This is a genomic window from Flavobacterium tagetis (assembly GCF_016735615.1).
Classification (GTDB): Bacteria; Bacteroidota; Bacteroidia; order Flavobacteriales; family Flavobacteriaceae; genus Flavobacterium; species Flavobacterium tagetis.
Genome location: NZ_JAERSF010000002.1, coordinates 813,826 through 830,810 on the forward strand (window position 1 = coordinate 813,826; position 16,985 = coordinate 830,810).

The 16,985-nt window shown below is 33.0% G+C and carries 20 protein-coding genes; 7 read left to right on the forward strand and 13 right to left on the reverse strand.

The features are described from left to right. The first annotated feature begins 46 nt into the window (after positions 1 to 46). From JI750_RS11030 to JI750_RS11045, 4 genes are read left to right on the forward strand one after another with little or no spacing between them, the layout of a single operon-like run. The gene (locus tag JI750_RS11030; protein ID WP_202001494.1) at positions 47 to 826 is read left to right on the forward strand and encodes a hypothetical protein; all 780 of its coding nucleotides are present in this window, start codon (positions 47 to 49) and stop codon (positions 824 to 826) included. After that, positions 816 to 2,207: an RtcB family protein gene (locus JI750_RS11035; protein WP_202001496.1), complete on the forward strand. Its 1,392-nt coding sequence runs from the start codon at positions 816 to 818 to the stop codon at positions 2,205 to 2,207. Before JI750_RS11030 ends, JI750_RS11035 begins: the two co-directional genes overlap by 11 nt. A gap of 14 nt (positions 2,208 to 2,221) precedes the next feature. Continuing rightward, positions 2,222 to 2,911, forward strand: coding sequence for a peptide chain release factor H (gene prfH / locus JI750_RS11040; RefSeq protein ID WP_202001498.1), 690 nt, complete (start codon positions 2,222 to 2,224; stop codon positions 2,909 to 2,911). Further along, positions 2,898 to 3,422, forward strand: coding sequence for a hypothetical protein (locus JI750_RS11045; RefSeq protein WP_202001500.1), 525 nt, complete (start codon positions 2,898 to 2,900; stop codon positions 3,420 to 3,422). The genes prfH and JI750_RS11045 overlap by 14 nt, the downstream gene beginning before the upstream one ends. 250 nt (positions 3,423 to 3,672) lie before the next feature. On the opposite strand, the gene JI750_RS11050 is transcribed toward JI750_RS11045, so the two are convergent. The 7 genes from JI750_RS11050 to JI750_RS11080 form a co-directional block, all read right to left on the reverse strand. After that, a complete protein-coding gene (locus tag JI750_RS11050; RefSeq protein WP_202001502.1) occupies positions 3,673 to 4,419 on the reverse strand; it encodes an acyl-[acyl-carrier-protein] thioesterase in 747 nt (248 codons plus the stop codon). A gap of 78 nt (positions 4,420 to 4,497) precedes the next feature. Continuing rightward, on the reverse strand, positions 4,498 to 5,418 hold the full coding sequence (gene miaA / locus JI750_RS11055) for a tRNA (adenosine(37)-N6)-dimethylallyltransferase MiaA (protein ID WP_202001504.1): 921 nt from the start codon (positions 5,416 to 5,418) through the stop codon (positions 4,498 to 4,500). A 152-nt stretch (positions 5,419 to 5,570) separates the two neighbouring features. Next, positions 5,571 to 6,410: an ion transporter gene (locus tag JI750_RS11060; RefSeq protein ID WP_202001506.1), complete on the reverse strand. Its 840-nt coding sequence runs from the start codon at positions 6,408 to 6,410 to the stop codon at positions 5,571 to 5,573. A gap of 30 nt (positions 6,411 to 6,440) precedes the next feature. Next, positions 6,441 to 7,802, reverse strand: a complete 1,362-nt coding sequence (locus tag JI750_RS11065; RefSeq protein ID WP_202001507.1) for an exonuclease domain-containing protein — start codon at positions 7,800 to 7,802, stop codon at positions 6,441 to 6,443. Positions 7,803 to 7,899: 97 nt separating this feature from the next. Then, positions 7,900 to 8,571 (reverse strand): YggS family pyridoxal phosphate-dependent enzyme, encoded by a 672-nt coding sequence (locus tag JI750_RS11070; protein ID WP_202001510.1) that lies wholly within the window; start codon positions 8,569 to 8,571, stop codon positions 7,900 to 7,902. 11 nt (positions 8,572 to 8,582) lie between these two features. Then, positions 8,583 to 9,470, reverse strand: a complete 888-nt coding sequence (locus JI750_RS11075; protein WP_202001513.1) for a 3-hydroxyacyl-CoA dehydrogenase family protein — start codon at positions 9,468 to 9,470, stop codon at positions 8,583 to 8,585. Positions 9,471 to 9,559: 89 nt separating this feature from the next. Continuing rightward, positions 9,560 to 10,525 carry a Gfo/Idh/MocA family protein gene (locus tag JI750_RS11080; RefSeq protein WP_202001516.1) on the reverse strand — a complete coding sequence of 322 codons (966 nt, stop codon included), beginning with the start codon at positions 10,523 to 10,525 and terminating at the stop codon, positions 9,560 to 9,562. Positions 10,526 to 10,763: 238 nt separating this feature from the next. Here JI750_RS11080 and JI750_RS11085 point away from each other — a divergent pair, with 238 nt between their 5' ends. Further along, on the forward strand, positions 10,764 to 11,405 hold the full coding sequence (locus JI750_RS11085; protein WP_202001518.1) for a protein-L-isoaspartate(D-aspartate) O-methyltransferase: 642 nt from the start codon (positions 10,764 to 10,766) through the stop codon (positions 11,403 to 11,405). 29 nt (positions 11,406 to 11,434) lie between these two features. Here JI750_RS11085 and JI750_RS11090 read toward each other — a convergent pair whose 3' ends face one another. From JI750_RS11090 to smpB, 3 genes are all read right to left on the reverse strand, one after another. Beyond that, a complete protein-coding gene (locus tag JI750_RS11090; protein ID WP_202001520.1) occupies positions 11,435 to 12,484 on the reverse strand; it encodes a Fic family protein in 1,050 nt (349 codons plus the stop codon). Positions 12,485 to 12,570: 86 nt separating this feature from the next. Beyond that, complete coding sequence (locus tag JI750_RS11095) at positions 12,571 to 13,209, reverse strand: hypothetical protein (RefSeq protein ID WP_202001522.1); 639 nt, start codon at positions 13,207 to 13,209, stop codon at positions 12,571 to 12,573. Positions 13,210 to 13,290: 81 nt separating this feature from the next. Continuing rightward, a complete protein-coding gene (gene smpB / locus JI750_RS11100) occupies positions 13,291 to 13,746 on the reverse strand; it encodes an SsrA-binding protein SmpB (protein ID WP_095927676.1) in 456 nt (151 codons plus the stop codon). A 141-nt stretch (positions 13,747 to 13,887) separates the two neighbouring features. Between smpB and JI750_RS11105 the strand changes: the two genes are divergently transcribed. Beyond that, positions 13,888 to 14,544, forward strand: a complete 657-nt coding sequence (locus tag JI750_RS11105; protein ID WP_202001524.1) for an outer membrane beta-barrel protein — start codon at positions 13,888 to 13,890, stop codon at positions 14,542 to 14,544. 109 nt (positions 14,545 to 14,653) lie between these two features. Beyond that, a complete protein-coding gene (locus JI750_RS11110; protein ID WP_202001526.1) occupies positions 14,654 to 14,878 on the forward strand; it encodes a VF530 family protein in 225 nt (74 codons plus the stop codon). 3 nt (positions 14,879 to 14,881) lie between these two features. On the opposite strand, the gene JI750_RS11115 is transcribed toward JI750_RS11110, so the two are convergent. The 3 genes from JI750_RS11115 to JI750_RS11125 all read right to left on the reverse strand — a co-directional run bounded on the left by JI750_RS11115 (position 14,882) and on the right by JI750_RS11125 (position 16,955). Then, positions 14,882 to 15,436, reverse strand: a complete 555-nt coding sequence (locus JI750_RS11115; RefSeq protein ID WP_202001528.1) for a DUF3575 domain-containing protein — start codon at positions 15,434 to 15,436, stop codon at positions 14,882 to 14,884. Between the two features lie 108 nt (positions 15,437 to 15,544). After that, on the reverse strand, positions 15,545 to 16,093 hold the full coding sequence (locus tag JI750_RS11120; protein WP_202001530.1) for a GNAT family N-acetyltransferase: 549 nt from the start codon (positions 16,091 to 16,093) through the stop codon (positions 15,545 to 15,547). Between the two features lie 10 nt (positions 16,094 to 16,103). Next, the gene (locus tag JI750_RS11125) at positions 16,104 to 16,955 is read right to left on the reverse strand and encodes an aldose 1-epimerase family protein (RefSeq protein WP_202001532.1); all 852 of its coding nucleotides are present in this window, start codon (positions 16,953 to 16,955) and stop codon (positions 16,104 to 16,106) included. Between the last annotated feature and the right edge of the window lie 30 nt (positions 16,956 to 16,985).

A 16,985-nucleotide genomic window follows, 5' to 3' on the forward strand; every position in this document is an offset into this window, starting at 1 on the left:
TTTATCCGTTAGGATAAAATGTTAAGCCTTTTTGGCTGTTAATTTAATGCACGATAATTTTTTTATGGAAAATTATGCGGTAGACGAGTATGCTTTATGTAGTCGTTTTAAAAGTAAAAGAAAAAAGAAAAGATTAGTAAAAGAAGATTTTGAAAAACAATTAATTCAGTTAAGAAAGCTTGAAGTTGAACTTTGGAAAAAACGCAGAAACTTACCATTAGTTCCTTTAGAAATTCCTTATCAAAAAGGCTGGCAACGCAATTTTAAATTAAGAGATGATGTTGCCAAATCGAGTGAAGCCTCATTTTACATAGAATTATTGGAAAAAATAAATACATGGCAGTTTTCTCCGGAAAAATCTTTTAAGAGAAAGAAAAAAAGAAAAAGAAAACATGTTTATGTTGAAAAAATCCAAACTGTAAAAGAGTTTTCAGAATGGGAATGGAAAAGTTCGAAACTCGAATTGACCGAAAAAGAAAAAGTACATTTTTACAAAAGAGAGCGCTGGTGCAGTAATTGCAAAAGATATAAAATTCATTATGTATTTAATGAGCCCTGGCGATATGTGCTTCGTGTTAGTCCTTATATGATAACACATACTAAGATGGTCGATTCAGATTTGGAAAGCGAAATTCAGCTTATTGATAATTACGTTGTTAATCATAATCTTAGAGATAAAATAAACAGATTATTGTACGGGAATTCTCGTAAATGGAGTTACTACGAAAAAGAAAATCCAAAAGAGATAAGCCCAATTAAAAATAAAAGTCTGCATGCTTTGTATGAGCAGTATGTAGATGAAATGATAGAAAATCATGGGAAATAAATTATCTGGAAAGGACCTGATCAAATTGGGTTTTCCAAAAAACAATTCAATAAATATAGCGTTAGGGCAAATAAACAGATATAGAAAAAGAGAAAAAAAAGAATCTATTTTAACAGAAGCAAAAGATGTGCTTTTAAATCCCGAAAAATATGAAGGAAACGGAACTTGGGGGAAAGTTGCCGAAGGTTTAATCAAACCAGTTCAAGTAAGAATGCATCAGCTTAAAAATACGAGAGCACCGTTTAAAATTTTTGGTGAAAACGAAATCGATGAACAGGCAAAATTTCAATTGTACGATTCGTTGAAACTGCCTGTTTCTGTAGCAGGAGCTTTAATGCCAGATGCGCATTCTGGTTACGGACTACCAATTGGAGGGGTTTTAGCTACTGATAATGCCGTGATTCCTTATGGAGTTGGTGTTGATATTGGTTGCAGGATGAGTCTATCAATTTTTGATTTGCCAGCTTCTCATTTCAAAGGAAGGGAACATCAATTGGAAGCTATTTTAAAAGATAATACCAAATTTGGAATGTACGAGACGCATGCTTCAAGAGTAGATCATGAAGTATTTTATAAAAGTGAATTCAAGGATATTCCGTTGTTAAAGAATCTTTTACCAAAGGCTTACAAACAGTTAGGAACTTCAGGAGGAGGAAACCATTTTGTAGAATTTGGAATTGCTAAAATTGATAATCCTGAAAACGATTGGAAGTTAGAAAAAGGAGAATACTTTGCGGTTCTTTCACACAGCGGTTCTCGCGGATTGGGAGCTAACATCGCAAAGCATTACACTTATTTGGCAACAAAACAATGTCCGTTACCAAAAAATGTACAGCATTTGGCTTGGCTAGATTTGAATACACATGATGGGCAAGAATATTGGTTGGCTATGAATTTAGCCGGTGAATATGCAAAAGCTTGCCATGATGATATTCACAGACGAATTGCTAAGGCTATTGGAAAAAGAGTAGTTGTAACGATTGAAAATCACCACAATTTTGCTTGGAAAGAAATGGTAAATGGTCAGGAATGTATTGTGCATAGAAAAGGAGCGACACCTGCAGGAGAAGGTCAATTAGGAATTATTCCAGGTTCGATGACAGCACCAGGTTTTATTGTAAAAGGAAAAGGAAATACGGAGAGTTTAAACTCAGCTTCACATGGTGCAGGACGCTTATTTTCGAGAGCTAAATGTAAAAGTAGTTTTACTCAAAGTCAGATTAACAAAGAATTGAAGATACATGATGTGGCTTTAATTGGTGGAAATATTGACGAGGCTCCAATGGCTTACAAAGACATCACAAAAGTAATGGCAAATCAAACCGATCTAGTTGAAGTTTTGGGAACTTTTACGCCGAAGATTGTTAGGATGGATCGTTAAAAGAGATTAAAGAAATGGAAAAAATAATTCAGATAACAGCGGGTCGCGGACCTGCAGAATGCACTTGGGTTGTAGCCCAAGTGCTTAAAAAAGTACTGGAAGAAGCCGAAGATCAGAATCTAGATGTGGTTTTGCTTCAAAGAGAGAAAGGAGAAGAGAACGGAACAATTGAAACCGCATCGATTTCTGTAAAAGGAAAAAATGCAGATCAATTTGTGAAATCTTGGATAGGAACCATTCAATGGATTGGCCAAAGTCAGTTTAGGAAAATGCACAAACGAAAAAACTGGTTTATTGGAATTTTTGAAATTGAACAACAGAAAAATACATCGCTTTCAGAAAGTGATATTCAATATCAGGCTATGAGAAGTTCTGGAGTTGGCGGTCAGCATGTCAATAAAGTGAGTTCGGCAATTCGGGCAACTCATATTCCGACTGGAATTGCGGTTGTTTCTATGGACAGCCGTTCTCAGCATCAAAACAAAAAACTGGCAACAGAAAGATTATTAAAAAAACTAGAAGACGAAAAATTAGTGCAGCTTAAAAATCACGTAGGAAAACAATGGGAAAATCAGCTCAATGTAGAACGTGGAAATCCAGTAAGAGTTTTTACAGGAAGTGATTTTAAGAAGAACAAAGTAGAGAAAAGCTACAAAGGAACTCGTCAGAAATTAAAAAACGATTTACGTAATGAAAACAACTGATAAATACCTTTTTCAAGCCTTGGATAATTATCCGTTTTGGCTTGAAGGAACAATTGAATCTTTGGATTATGCTTTTTCTTATGATGATAAAAACACGATGGTTTTATGTTTGTATGGGAGAATTCAAGCAGAGCAATTAATGAATTATGAAGAAGCTAAATCTTATTTTCAGCAAGCATTAGCAATTAATATCCATGCTCTTGAAGTATATCCGTATTATTTAAAGACATTGATTTTAAATGAAGATTTCGAAGAAGCTCATAAATTGATTGATTTTGCCTTAACGGTGAAAGGAATTAATAAATCTGAAATTTATATCAAGAAAGCTATTCTTTTAGAAGCGCAAAATGAATTTAAAAAGGCTTTGAAAGAAATAAAAAATGCGAAACTTCATTTGTTGCAATTTAATTATGAATCTGACATTACAGATGTTGAGAAACGAATTGATAATAAAATTGATTTGCTGAAAAAGAAGAAAAAGAAAAAAGATTCTAAAAAGAAATCGAAATGATTTTGATTAAAAAACGATGCTATTGTATTTTAATATAGCATCGTTTTTTTGTTTGTCACTGAATGATGTCCCTACGGGACACTTATGTTTATGTAATGTTTTAGCGTTACCAATCTTAAACTCCTAGCGGAGTTTTTTGTATAATTGCGTTATGGCTGTTGGATAAAGCAAATAGAAATGTCTCGGAGAGACTAAAGATGGTAGAAAAATAATTTTCAAGTGCAAAATGTCCCGTAGGGACTTTACAAAGTTATTTCCAATGCAATTCCAAAGCAAAACAAGTTTTTTCGCCTTTTGTAATGCTGAAAGTCGCGGTTGTATGATCGTCGTCTTCGCTTTCATGAATTACTACATTATCTTGTAATGAAAGCTCTTTCATGAAATTCATTTCGAAGCTTTTAACTTCTTGCTTCATGATTCTTTTTGGGTCGACATGATCCAGACACCATTCTAGGTATTTTACATTATTTACGTGATTTACAATGTCTAAATCGGATAAATAAACTGTTTTTTCGAAAACGGCTTCTTTTTCGTGATTGATATTGATTTTTGAGAAACCTTCTTCTGTGGCTCTATTTTCTGGAAACAATTCGAAATGTTCGTAAGGAAGTGCTAAGGCTTCAGGGCGGCGAGCTTGTGTATTGAAAACTGCCCAATACGTTTCGCAACCCACTATTTTTTTACCATTTACGTACATTTCAAGTGCACGGACCGAACGCGAATTTTCAAGACTATTAATCCATGTTTTTACAGTTATAATATCCTGCCATTTTGGTAAAGCATGAACTTCTACACGCATTCGGCTAAGAACCCAAGCTTGATGAAATTCCTGCATATCATAAAAGCTGATTCCTCCAACTTCTGAATGTGCAGCGGCGGTTAACTGTAAAATATTACACAAATCGGTATATTTTAGGAATCCGGTTGGCGTGCATTGCGTGAAATTGATTTCCCAGTCTTTGCTTAGAACTGAGGTGAAATTAGGAGATATTGGCATTTTTTAATTTTAGATTTTAGATTGTTGATTTTAGATTTTTCCTTCGGAAAGGAGAAGAAAGATGAAAGAAAAAAGACTTTATTTTAGAAGATTTTCTATGTAATTTATAATTTCTTTTCTATCTGTTGCGTAATCAAACCATTTGGTGTTTTCGTTTCGTTTGAACCATGTTAATTGTCTTTTGGAGAATCTTCGTGTGTTCTTTTTGATTTCTTCAATTGCAAATGGCAAAGTGAATTCTCCGTCAAAATAACTAAATAATTCTCGATAACCGACAGTTTGAAGTGCATTTAACTCTTTGTTAGGATAAAGCGCTTCAGCTTCTTTTAATAATCCTTCGTTCATCATCATGTCAACACGTTGGTTGATTCGACTGTAAATGATTTCTCTGTCAGCATCTAAACCAATTAAAATAGGAGTGAAGTCTCTATTGTTTTTTTTCTGATTTAAAAAAGAAGAATATGGTTTTTGAGAGCCAATGCAAACTTCTACAAAACGCATCATTCGCTGTGGGTTTTGTAAAGTCTGCGAATTTTCTATAGTTATTTTTTGATAATATTCTGGATCTAAATTTTTCAGTTGTTCTTGAAGATATTCGATTCCGTGTTTTTCGTAATTTGAATTTACTTCAGAACGAATACTTGGATCTATTTCTGGAAATTCGTCGAATCCCTTTAGAATAGCATCGACATATAATCCTGAGCCTCCGATAAGAATTACGTAATCATTGTTTTGAAATAATTCTTCGATTTTGGCTAAGGCTTCTTTTTCGTAATCGCCAACGGTATAATTCTCAAAAATAGATTTATTTTGGATGAAATGATGTTTGGCAGAATTGAGTTCTTCCTGATTTGGAACTGCAGTTCCTATGGTCATTTCTTTGAAAAACTGACGGCTGTCACAAGAAACGATTTCACATTTAAAATGTTGTGCCAAAGCAATACTCAAGGCAGTTTTGCCTATAGCTGTTGGTCCGACAATGGTAATTAGGTATTTCATAGTTTTTAGCCCAGATGGAAATGGAAACCCCGGACTTATATTTGTTGAATTTTTTTGGTGTAAAAGAGCGACCAACGGAAGCTCCTTTTATGCCTTAAAAAATTACAAATATAAGGAGGAGTTGGAATGTACAGCTGGATTAGCTTCTAAAATTAATTATTTGGCAATTCGGTTCCGCATTCATAACAATATTTTGCATTATCGAAATGGACTTGAGACTGACATTTTCTGCAAGTTTTTTTTCCGCTTACAGAATTGTTTCTTAGACTGCTTTTGGCAAATTCGGCAGTTACAATTCCGGTTGGAACGGCTATGATTCCGTAACCTAAAATCATTACAAAAGCAGCTATAAATTGGCCAAGTGGCGTTTGTGGTGAAATATCTCCGTAACCGACTGTTGTTAGGGTTACAATTGTCCAATAAATTCCCATTGGAATGCTTGTGAATCCTGATTCTCGACCTTCGACCAGATACATTATTGTGCCGATGATTACGGTGCTGATTAATACAAAATAAATGAATACTAAAATTTTTTCTTTACTGGCTTCTATGGCTTCTTTTAATTGCAGGGATTGATGGTTGATTTGTGGAATATGCAAAATTTTGAATAATCGAAGAAAACGCAATGCTCTTACGATTGATAAAATACTCGCACCTGGGAAGAAGATGGACAAATACATAGGTAAAACGGCAAGCAAATCGATGATTCCGTAAAAGCTGAAAATGTATTTAACGGGTTTTTGAATTGAGATAATTCTCAGTATATATTCGATGGTGAAAAATACTGTAATTATCCATTCACAGACTAATAATTGTTCGTGATATTTAGAACTGACGCCTTGCACTGTATCAAGCATTATCAAGAGAACGCTCAGTAAAATTAAACCCAGCAATACTAAATCGAACATTCGTCCTAAAATGGTATTGGTGCCATATAGAACAATTTTGACTTTTTCTCTGAAGATTTCGTATTGTGATTTTTTGTTTTTCATATCCTTAAAGATAATGAAAGTTTAGATTTGTTAAAAATGAAGTATTTTTAAAGACTTGCTTTTTCGGATATAACTCTGAATGATGTTCTTTACATCGCGATTATGCTGCATCGGGACTAGAATATTTTTTAAGATATCAATATTCGTGATTTGATAATTGAGATCGTAATAGGCATAACCTTTGTAAATTCCGTTTTCGATTAAAATAGCACTGCGTTCGTTTACATTTCTTCCTCTGTCTATTAGAACCATACTTTTGTTCTCAAAACTGTTTTCTGAAATAAATTGCTGTACTCTTAGATTGTAAACTTCTGGAGTAACTTCGCCAATGCAGGCACCGTCACATTCTTTGATTTTGTACTGAAAACACTCTTTTTTGGTCTGATATAAACCTGTTAGTTTTTGGCACAAATGGTATTTTGCTGTAATTTTAAAAAGCGCATTTTTACCTTCCTGTAATGAGGCATACGAGGTGATTTCTTTTTTACGTCCGTCTGCTTTCTCCAATTTCAAATTGATGTAACCGTTTGAATCTTTTTCTGCATATAATGCAAAAGGAAAAACCGTTTTCTTTTGCGAACGATTATAACGAGGACGATTGATTTTTACTTCCTGACTTTCTTTTAGAAGTGCAATTAATTCGCTTCCAGTTTCTTCGTAAGTAATAGTAAAAACTTCTGCTTGGATTCGTTTGCTTTTGGTTGTAACTCCCGTAAAATGCTGATTGACTCTTTTTTTGATGTTTTGGCTTTTACCAATGTATATCAAAGTGCCATCTTCTTTATAAATATAATAAACCCCAGTTTTGGCTGGCATTTGATTTAAAATATCTAAGAATTTTGGAGAGATTCCTTTTTCTACTTCTAGTTTTATGAAATCTTTTACGATCGTTTTTTCAACATCTTTTTCTAAAAGCATTTTGAAAAGTTTAGTCGTAGCCATAGCGTCTCCACTGGCACGATGTCTGTCGGCCATTGGAATTCCGAGTGAGCGAACTAGTTTTCCTAAACTGTAAGATGGTTGCTCTGGAATTAGTTTTTTTGCTAATTCTACTGTGCAAAGTGTTTTGGCTTCAAAATCGTAACCTAAACGTCTGAATTCTGTACGCAGAATTCTATAATCAAAAGAAGCGTTGTGAGCTACAATAACGCAATCTTGAGTGATTTCTATAATTCGTTTAGCAACTTCATAGAATTTTGGAGCAGAACGCAACATAGCATTATTAATTCCAGTCAGTTTTACTACGAAAGGCTGAATCGGAATTTCAGGATTGACAAGGCTGATGAATTGATCAACTACTTCATGCCCATCAAATTTGTAGATAGCGATTTCGGTAATTCCCTCTTCATTAAATTGCCCTCCGGTTGTTTCTATGTCTAATATCGCGTACAAATTCAGTATTCAGTGTTCAGATTCGATTGAAATCGAAATTAGTGTTCAGTTTTTCTGTAAAGACACAAGTGCGTCTTTACGATTGTGATTTGGAAAATTATCTTCCTCCAAAAATGCTGCTTCCAATGCGAACCATTGTACTTCCGCATTCTATTGCTAATGGATAATCTCCAGACATTCCCATTGAAATTGTAGAGATGTACTGCAGTGCGTCTTTACCATATCCCTCAATGCTTTTTAATGAATCAAAAATGGATTTTAAATGGGTAAATTCTTTTTTAATCTGGTTTTGGTCTTCTGTGAAGGTTGCCATTCCCATTAAACCTAAGATACGAATATTTTTCAACTCTTTAAACTCCGAAGAAGTTAAAAGTTCATTTAATTCATTTTCATCCAAACCAAATTTAGATTCTTCTTCAGCAATATGAATTTGAAGAAGACAATCTATAATTCTATTATTTTTTAAAGCTTGTTTATTTATTTCCTGTAATAATTTCAAACTGTCAACTCCTTGAATTAAAGTGACATACGGCGCCATAAATTTGACTTTATTTGACTGAACGTGACCAATCATATGCCATTGAATGTCTTTTGGCATTTGTTCCCACTTTTCAGTCATTTCCTGAATTTTGTTTTCTCCAAAAATGCGTTGGCCAGCTTCGTAAGCCTGCATCAAATCTGAGACAGGCTTTGTTTTTGAAACGGCAACAAGAGTTACATGTTCAGGTAAACTTGCTTTAATTGTATTTAAGTTCGATTGAATCGACATGGTATTTCTTTTTATAAAAACTGCTTCGAGATTTTCTCTGCTTTTTTGCTTTCGCTGTAATCGTAAAAACCTTCTCCAGATTTTACTCCAAGTTTACCAGCTCTAACCATATTTACTAAAAGTGGACAAGGAGCATATTTAGGATTTTTGAATCCGTCGTACATTACATTCAGAATCGCAAGACAAACGTCAAGACCAATAAAATCAGCTAATTGTAATGGTCCCATTGGGTGTCCCATACCTAATTTCATTACGGTATCAATTTCGTAAACTCCAGCAACGCCATTGTATAGCGTTTCAATAGCTTCGTTTAACATTGGCATTAAAATTCTGTTTGCCACAAAACCTGGATAATCGTTTACTTCAACAGGAACTTTACCTAATTTTTCAGATAAAGTCATGATGATTTTAGTTACTTCATCACTTGTATTGTATCCGCGAATGATTTCAACCAATTTCATAATCGGCACTGGATTCATAAAGTGCATTCCAATAACACGTTCAGGATGTGCCACAACAGCTCCAATTTGTGTAATTGAGATTGAAGATGTATTAGTTGCTAAAATCGTGTTATGAGAACAATATTCGTTTAATTGTTTGAAAATATTTAGTTTTAATTCAACGTTTTCAGTAGCCGCTTCAACTACTAAATCAACGCCAACTACACCGTCTTTTAAATCTGTATAAGTAATAATGTTAGTAATAGTTTTAGTAACATCTTCTTGAGTTATCGTTCCTTTAGACAACATACGGTCTAAGTTGGCAGCAATAGTTGACATTCCTTTGTCTAAAGATTTTTCAGAAACGTCGATTAATTTTACGGTAAATCCGCTTTGCGCAAAAGTATGAGCAATTCCGTTACCCATTGTTCCTGCTCCAATTACAGCTATTGTTTTCATTTTATGCTAGATATTTTTTTATGATTTAGCCACGAATTCACCAAATAATTCGTGAATTCGTGGCTATTTATTTTGATTTACTTTTTTAACTATTTATTGAAACAATCAATAATTTGATAAGCCACGCGTAATGCGTCTGTTGCCTGCTCAAGTGTTACAACTGGAGTTGTGTCATTGTTAATTGCATCTGCAAACGAATTTAACTCATCTAAAATTGCATTGTTTTGCTCTACATCTGGATTTGTGAAATAGATTTGTTTTTTCACGCCTTCAGCATTTTGAAGGATCATATCAAAATCTCCAGGAACTTCTGGCGCATCTTTCATGCGAACTACTTCGCATTTTTTCTCTAAAAAATCAACAGAAATGTAAGCGTCTTTTTGAAAGAAACGTGATTTACGCATATTTTTTAAAGAAATTCTGCTTGCTGTTAAATTTGCAACACAGCCATTTTCGAATTCTATTCTAGCATTGGCGATATCTGGTGTGTCGCTAATTACAGATACACCGCTTGCGTGAATGTCTTTTACTTTTGAATTAACGACGCTTAAAATAGCATCAATATCATGAATCATTAAATCTAAAACCACAGGAACGTCTGTACCACGCGGATTAAATTCTGCCAAACGATGCGTTTCTATAAACATCGGATTTTCGATCATGTTTTTTGTAGCAATAAAAGCAGGATTAAAACGCTCTACGTGACCAACTTGCCCTTTTACATTATATTCTTTGGCTAAAGCAATAATTTCTTCAGCTTCTTCTACCGTATTGGCAATTGGTTTTTCTATAAAGATATGTTTTCCAGATTTGATTGCAACCTTTGCACATTTGTAGTGTGAAAGTGTTGGAGTTACAATGTCAATCACGTCGACAGCGTGAATGAGTTTTGCAATTGTGCTGAAGTTTTTATAGCCAAACTCTTTTGAGATTCTTTCGGCATTTTCTTGATTTTCGTCGTAAAATCCAACTAATTCGTATTTGTCAGATTGTTGTAATAAGCGTAAATGTATTTTACCAAGATGACCAGCACCTAAAACTCCTACTTTTAACATGAGAATGTATTTTAAACAAAAATATAATTTATTTGTTTACCGTGAAAATGAATTTAGCGAATTGTGAGTTGTAAAATGTGAATTGTAAAATGGGAGTTTGGAATTATATCATTCGGCTTTTTACATTTCACATTTCACTTTTTACTTTTAACCTTCGACTTATTAATTTAATATTTAATAATCAATATTTGAAATCCTGTTTTGTTTCTTATTTTTGCGAAAATAAAACCTACCTATTTTGAAAGATACTGCCAAACATCAAGGACTTCGTAATCAATTAGTAACTACTTTAGAGCAAAAAGGAATTACTGATAAAGCGGTGCTGGATGCGATAAAAAAAATCCCGAGACACCTTTTTTTAAATTCAAGTTTTGAAGATTATGCTTATCAAGATAAGGCTTTTCCTATTGGAGCTGGGCAAACTATTTCGCAGCCATATACAGTTGCTTTTCAGTCACAGTTATTAGAAGTAAAAAGAGATCACAAAATTCTTGAAATCGGAACAGGTTCTGGTTACCAGACTGCTGTTTTGTTTATGCTTGGAGCAAAAGTGTATACAGTTGAAAGACAAAGTGAATTATTTAAAACAACATCGAATCTTTTTCCGAAATTAAACATTCGTCCAAAACATGTTACTTTTGGAGATGGATATAAAGGACTTCCAAATTTTGCGCCGTTTGACAGTATTATAGTGACAGCGGGTGCGCCTTTTATTCCACAACCATTGATGGCTCAACTGAAAATTGGAGGAAGGCTGGTTATTCCGCTGGGAGAAGATGTTCAGATTATGACTTTATTGATAAGGAAAAACGAAACTCAATTTGAAAAACATGAGTTTGGAGAATTTCGATTTGTTCCTTTATTAGAAGATAAAAATTAAAAGAAAGCCCGTTTTAAAACGGGCTTTTTTTATTGCGTAAGAATTGAAATATATCTTTCCAGACTTTCTTTTCCTTTTTGAGCTATAAACAGAAAAAAATCGTCTTTGTCTTTTTTGGTTTGAGCAATTTCTAAAGACTGATAATATTGCATTCGAGTTTCATAATCACCTTTAATGTTAGCAATAGGATAACCTTTTTGCATTAGTATTAAGTTCATAATTAATCTAGAAGTCCTTCCGTTTCCATCAATAAATGGATGAATTGTAACTAATCGTTCATGCATTTCAGCAGCAAGAATAATGGGGTGTAATTTATTTTTATTGATTTCATACCAAATAAAATATTCTTCCATTTCCTGTGGAACCATTAAAGGCTGTGGAGGCATGTGGCTGCTTCCTTGAATCATAACCTGAACTTTTCTGTAACGTCCGGCATCTTCTGGGATTATTCCACGTAAGATTAAATTATGTATGGATAAAAGATCACGTTCGTTTAAAGAATTGCTTTTGCTCATTAGCTCTTTTATAAAACCAATAGCTTCCTGATGATTAATGGCTTCAAGATGTTCGCGCATGCTTTTTCCAGAAATTGTCAAGCCTTCATTGATAACCATATCAGTTTCACGAAGTGTCATGGTGTTTCCTTCAATCCTATTACTCTCAAAAGTATATTCTAGTTCTAATGCTTGTTTTATTTTAAAGCTGTCATATTGACGATAAGAATCTAATTTTTCTTTTAGAGCATCAATTTCTTTAAGAATTTTTTCTAGTGAAGTTGATAGTTTAAGATTCGAAACTGTTTTATTGTATTTAATTTCGTCTTCAGCAACTTTTAATGCTTTCAAGGCAAGATCATCATCACCAATTTCGTAAAGAATCTTTTCTTTAAGCCAGGCAATCATTAAGGTTTCATAATCAATTTCTAAAAGTTGAGAAAGCTTAATTATTTGATCCTTTGTAGGTTTTCTTGTTCCTGATTCAAATTTGCTTATCAAAGCTTGGTCAATTCCGGCTAACTGTGCTAATTCACGTGTTTTTAAACCTTTCTGTTCTCTAGCATTTTTTAGTAAAGATTTCATTTAATGAAAATTTTAGTCTTGACAAATTTAGTCATTTTTTAAACCAAAAGAAAAGCGATATTTAAATATCGCTTTTTTCTATATTATTATTTTGGAGGCAGGGAGCCGTCTTTTCTCATTTCTTTGACAACTGCTTGCATTATGGCATCGACTGTTTGCCCTAAGTCTGTAACATATTGTGATTCTGTTGTTCCTGTCCAGATTAATTTATTTTGTTTTAATGAAAAAACATTGGTTTCTACCATATAAGAAGTGGTTTCCTGATAGTAGCCTGGATCGTAGAAATTTGGAGAATACATTCCGTACCAATTTCCGAATCCATAACCGTACATTCCAGTATACATTCCGTCAAAACCTCCATAATACATTCCAGTGTATGTGCCAGGAACATAATTGACTTCTTTTTCTTTGCTTACTAAGCGCATACTAATTACACCATCAAAATTTTCATCTTGTAGAATCTTAAGTTTTTGTTCTTGAGATAATTGTGTTGTTGCGTTTAAGTATTGATATGAAGTTTTAAATATTGGATTGCCTGCTGCAATTCTGTTTTCTGTAATTCGTCTTGAAGCTTCATCCTTGACCAAAGCTACAACCAAAACTTTCTTAAATTGTTCCTGAGTGATTGTTACATCAGGATCTCTCCAGCTATTTACAATAGAAGTATTACTGCCACAACTTGAAAACGCCGCAATAGCGAAAAACAAAACGAAGTACTTTTTCATATTTTACAGTTATATTATTTTGTAATAAAAATAACAATAAAATATTATAAATGTGTCATTTAGAGAAAATTAAATTTGGTTTTAATTGTAAGCTTTTTTAATACGATCTAAATCACGTTTTGTATCTTGTTCTTTTAGGGATTCACGCTTGTCATAATTCTTTTTCCCTTTGCACAATCCGATTTGTAATTTGGCTAAACCTTTTTCGTTTGTAAATAATTTTAAAGGAATAATAGTTAGACCCTTTGCCTGAACACTTTTATGAAGTGTTTTTAACTCTTTTTTATTTAAAAGTAATTTTCTTTCACTTCTTGATTTATGATTGAATTGGTTTCCAAAAGAATACTCTTCAATATAAGTATTAATGGCAAAAAGCTCCATGCCGCTAAATTCACAAAAGCTTTCTGTAATATTCGCTTTTCCTAAACGTATAGATTTTATTTCTGTGCCCGCTAAAACAATTCCAGCAGTATATGTATCGATTATTTCGTAATCGAATCGGGCTCTTTTGTTTAATATATTGACTGATTTTATCATGGTTGCAAATGTAAGACAAAATTGAAAAAAATGTGGCAGTTAAAGATAATTAAAGTTTTTTTTTAATCTATGATTTAAATCAGTCTTGAGCAAAAAGCTTAGGCATAAGTTTGTCCTGTAATTAAAAAAAAACGAAATAAAATGAAAAAGATTGTAACATTAGTGAGTATGGTATTAATCGGTTTAACTGCTAAAGCTCAAGATTCGTCTCAAGGGTTAAAAGGTGCTTGGTTTGCAACTTCTCAATTTGGTTACCAGCAAACTAAAACTGGAGATGTAAAAGGAACTAATCTATCTGTGCTTCCAATTGTAGGAACATTTATTACGCCATCTGTAGCAGTAGGTGCGGGAATAGGATATATTAACATTAAATCAGAAGGTTACGATGGAGTTAGCTCAGATCTGAAAACACTAGGAAATACAGGTTTGATTGTTATTCAGCCATTAGCTAGAAAATACTGGAACGTAGCAGGTTCTTTATATTTCTTCGGACAAGCCGCGATACCAGTTATTACTGGAAAAGAAAAAGAAAGCAACTTAAAAGTAAATCAAGTTGGGGTGTCTGTATCAGGAGGTTTTGATTATTTTGTAACTAAGAATTTCTCAGTTGAGTTTTCTTATGATTTGGCAAACTTTACTTCTACAACTCTAAAACCAGAGAATGGAGAAAAAACAACTGTCACAAATTTTGGATTAGCTCATGTGGCAAATGTTGATTCTTATTACAATACAGCATTAGGTGGAAGTGCTCCAAACTTAACAACTCCAATTTCTGTTGGATTTAAATTCATTTTCTAATTTATTCTTTATTTGATTAACGTAAAATTCTTTTAGTAATTTTGCAAAAAAAGAAGACCGTACTTTTTTTAGAGTACGGTCTTTTTATTTATAATTTAAAAAGTAGAAAATGCAAAATCAATCTAAAGATCCTCTTCACGGAATCACGCTTCAAAAAATTGTCGAAACTTTAGTAGATTATTATGGTTTTGATACTTTAGGGGAATTGATTCCAGTTAAATGCTTTAATTCAAATCCGAGTGTGAAATCAAGTCTTACTTTCTTAAGAAAAACAGATTGGGCACGCAAAAAAGTCGAGGAACTTTATATCAAAACCCTTCCTAAGCTGAGATGATTTTTATAATTTATAAGAAATCATAACTCCACCACGGTAAGGTAACCATTCACCACTTTTATTCCAATTAACTGTTTTTTCATATCTTCCTGGAGTGCCATCGTTATAATATCCGTGATAAAATCCTTGGTGCCATCCGCCGCCTACAAAAAAATCAAGCAAAAACTTATCATTCAATTTTAGGTTATAACCAACTGTAGCTCCAATTCTATAACCAAAACCATCTTCATAATGATTGCTGTCCCAGTAATTCCATTTTTGTATTTCGTATTTATCGGCTCCTATATGTGCTCCTGCATAAAAGCCATTGTATTTTTCTTTAAAATGGTAGCGAACTTCTGGAGTAACGGTAATAAATTTCATTGGGTTTTGTCCATTAAAAGATTCCCAAAAAGAAGCCATTACATCAGCACTAAATGTAGTTTTTTCTCCAATGCTAGTTTCTATTCCAATATTTGGAACTAATAATAAAGCTGTAGCTCCATTAAATTTTACAAATGTCTGACTTTGTAATTGCATACAAAATAAAAGAACAATTAAGGCGGGTATTTTTTTCATAAAAATGTTTTGATTCAAAACAGCTTTTTTAGCTGATTTCGAGCGCAAATATAGCTTATAATGCTAGAGAACAATTGTATATAAGATTATTTTAACAAGAATAAAAATCTATTTTTCTAATAATGAGTAAATTACCTTATCTATAAATTTTCCGTCCCAAAATTCTACTTCTTTTAGATGAGCTTCTTTAACAAAGCCACATTTTTGTAATACCTTTTCAGAAGCATAGTTTTCGGGATCAATTACGGCTTCAATTGAATGAAGTTTTAAAGATTCAAAGCCATATTTAATCAGTTGGTTTACTGCTTCTGTTACAATTCCTTTTCCATGATGATTGGGTGAAAGAATGTAGCCAATTTCAGCGCGGTAATTTTCTGGTTGCATTCTGTAATAGCCAATAATTCCGATTAATTTCGAATCATTTTTAAATCGGACACTCCAGTTTATCCCTTCATTAGTATCAATCTTTTCATCAATCATTTTAATAAGTTCCATGGCATCCTCGTGGTTTTTTGCCAGGGGCCTCGGAATATATTTCATATTTTCAGGATTAGAACGCAAGTCAAAGACTTCCTGTACATCTTTATCTGTTAGCCTATCTAAAATTAAGCGTTCTGTTTCTATTATTGGAAAAGGAGTAAAATTGAAATCTAACATTTTGGTCTATTTATAATATTGTAATACTAAATTTTGTACTGAAATCTTTGTTTTCATCCAAAATCAAAATCCCTTCTTTTTTATACAAATCGCCTGAGTTTTCATCAGTATCAGAATAACCAAGCCAAGGCTCAATGCAGATAAATGGTGCGTTTTCTTTAGTCCAAATACCTAAACTTGGAAAATCATTGTAAGTAACCTTTAAATACGGTTTTGTATTATTCAGAATAGTTAATGATTTTGATTCTAATGTTTTAAAGATTAAAGCATCATTTTTAAACAGCTCATAGTTCAAAGGCACTAAATTGTTCTTTGTTTCTAAAGTTTTAGTCTTAGATGAAATCAAATCATTTTCAAGAAGATAATATTTTAAATTTTCCTCTTTTTCAAATAGAAACGCATAATTTTCAAATTGGTCAGGAAGCGCAATTGCAGGATGTGCACCAATAGAAAAAGGCATTTTTTCGCTTCCGTTGTTAATTACTTTGTATTCGAGTTCTAATGAGCTTTCGTTAATCGTATAAATAAGCTGTAGTTCAAATTCAAAAGGATATTTTCGTAATGTTTCTTCAGATGATTTAAGAGAGAAGACAGCTTTATTTTCAGTTTTTTCAATCAATTCAAAATCCATGTCACGAGCAAAACCATGACGTGGAAGATGATATTCTTTTCCATGGATTGTATAGGTATTATTTTTTAAAGTTCCCACAATTGGAAAAAGAACTGGTGAATGCTTACCCCAAAAATCTGGATTGCCTTCCCAGATATATTCATTGTTTTGATTGTCTTTTATAGAAAATAATTCAGCTCCAGCATGTTTAATGGAAGCTTTTAATATAGAATTTGAAATAGTTGTAGTCACGATATTGAATCTAAAATGAATATTCTTTTT